The organism is Mycoplasma leonicaptivi ATCC 49890, assembly GCF_000622205.1.
Taxonomy (GTDB): Bacteria; Bacillota_I; Bacilli_A; order Mycoplasmatales; family Metamycoplasmataceae; genus Mycoplasmopsis; species Mycoplasmopsis leonicaptivi.
Genome location: NZ_JHWE01000069.1, coordinates 1 through 2,109, shown reverse-complemented (window position 1 = coordinate 2,109; position 2,109 = coordinate 1). Strand labels below are relative to the sequence as shown.

Annotated in this window: 2 protein-coding genes; one reads left to right on the top strand and one right to left on the bottom strand. The window is 25.5% G+C overall.

Annotated features, from left to right (window positions below; genetic code table 4):
- Nucleotides 1-1,040 (top strand): DNA (cytosine-5-)-methyltransferase (gene dcm / locus BU00_RS04730; RefSeq protein WP_156926442.1); only part of this gene is annotated, 1,040 nt, incomplete at its 5' end.
- A gap of 50 nt (nucleotides 1,041-1,090) precedes the next feature.
- Here the strand turns inward: dcm and BU00_RS0103490 are convergent.
- Nucleotides 1,091-1,915, bottom strand: a complete 825-nt coding sequence (locus tag BU00_RS0103490; RefSeq protein ID WP_027121490.1) for a hypothetical protein — start codon at nucleotides 1,913-1,915, stop codon at nucleotides 1,091-1,093.
- Nucleotides 1,916-2,109: the final 194 nt, after the last annotated feature.

Here is a 2,109-nt window from a genome sequence, read left to right as displayed (position 1 = left end):
TTATAATTAGACCAGATTTGTGTTTTGCTATCGCAATTCTCTTATTATCAAAAAATAAGTTTATGAGAATTTACACAAAATATCGTACAGTCCCAGGGACTTTGTTTTTTGATATTTCTAAAATTTTAAAATATCAAAAAACCCCAATTGTAATTCTTGAAAATGTGAGAAATCTTGTTTCACATGATAATGGTAAAACTTGACAAATAATTAAAGAAACACTTCAAAATCTTGGTTATATAATAAATTCTGAACCAATAGTTATTAGCCCTCATAATTTAGGTATTCCTCAACTCAGAGAAAGAGTCATTATTTTAGCTTATCATAAAACTTTAAATTTAGAAGATTTTAAAATTCAATTACCTACAAAGAATCAATATAAAACTAATATTGAATCAATACTAGATAAGGAAGCGGATCAAAAATATCATATAAGTAATCATGAACAAAAATTATTGCATTGTTGAGATGAATTTATTAAAGGTATTAAATTTATACCTAAAAAATCCGTAAAAACAAAGGAATTTATTAAAGAACCTTTTTTAGGTACCATTGGTTTTCCAGTTTGAGCAGATGAGTTTATTAATAAATCTTTAATATCATCTGATAACAAAAAGTGAAAAAATGATTTTATTATTAAAAATCACTTACTATTTAAATATAACAATAAATTTATTAAAAATTGGTTAAAAAAATGGAACAATCTGAGCGATTTTACCAAAACAGAAAAAAAACTTGAGTGACAGTGTGGTGGTGAATATAAATCAATATGAGAAACAATTATTCAGTTCAGACCCTCTGGTGTAAGAGTAAAAAAACCTGATGTTTTTCCTGCTCTTGTTGCTATGGTGCAGTTACCAATTATTGGTAAATATAAAAGAAGAATAACACCAAAAGAAGCTTCAAGACTACAAAGTTTTTCAGAAAATTTTATTTGTAATGATATTGATTACCAAGCATATAAACAGTTTGGTAATGCTGTGAATGTTAAAGTTGTTGAGTTTATTGCAAAGCAATTATTAGATAAATATTTGAAATAAAATGTAAATTAAAACATAAAGTTTGTAACTTTATGTTTTATATTTTCAATTTATTGTTTTGATTTTAAGAATTGAGCATATTCTCTATATAACAAAGATTCATTTTCAAGTGTATATCTTTTAACTGGAACTTTTTCTTCTTCAACAATTACTGGTATTTCTTCAATAATAGGTTTATTTTGTAATATTTGTTCTTGTTTAACTTCTTCGATAATTATTTCTTCTGGTTGAGGAGAAGTTTTTTGTACCATATGAATTTCTTCTGTTTCTTCATTAATTGGTTTTCATTCTTCTTCCATGTCTTCTTCGTCGTATTGAACTTGAATAACTGGTTCTTGTTTAACTTCTTCATCAAAGTGAACTATTTGAGCTTTAACAACTTCATTGTTTTCAACAGAGATAAATACTGGTTCTTCTACTTCTTCTTCAAGAGCTTTTTTTGTAACTTCAGGAGCTGCAACTATTTCTTTTACAATAACTTCTGGTTGTGGTTGTTCAACATAAACATTTTGAGTGTTTCTAAGATGTCTTTGACGTTGATTTTTCTTTGCTTTTCTTGAAGGTTTTGGTCCTTGATCTTCATCTGCTGGTGCTTGATAATAAGGACATTTTTTACCTAAGTGACAGTTTTTATTATAACCTGTTGAACATGAACCTAAATCTTGTAAATTTTCTAAAACTACTTCTTTGTTTTTTTGTTTTTCATTTTGTTGTTTAGATCATAAAACATAATTTGCATTAGCATTTGCAAAGCATTCATCACCACATGTTGTTCCACCGATTGGTTGATGCACCTGATCAATTCTTGTAGACATTGTATCATCTATATGTAATCTTATTTTTTTATATGCTTCTTTATTCTTTGATTGTCTCATTTATGAAACTCCTTAATTTATATTAATAATGTATTTTAATTATATATTAATTTATTAAAATCTATTAAATAAAACAAGAATTTAATTTATGTTATTTTGAAAGTCACGATGCAAGTTACCATCAAAAAAATAGTAATATATAAATTTTATACAAAAAATAAATTTTCTTTATTTTTTGTATAAAAAAAGCAATA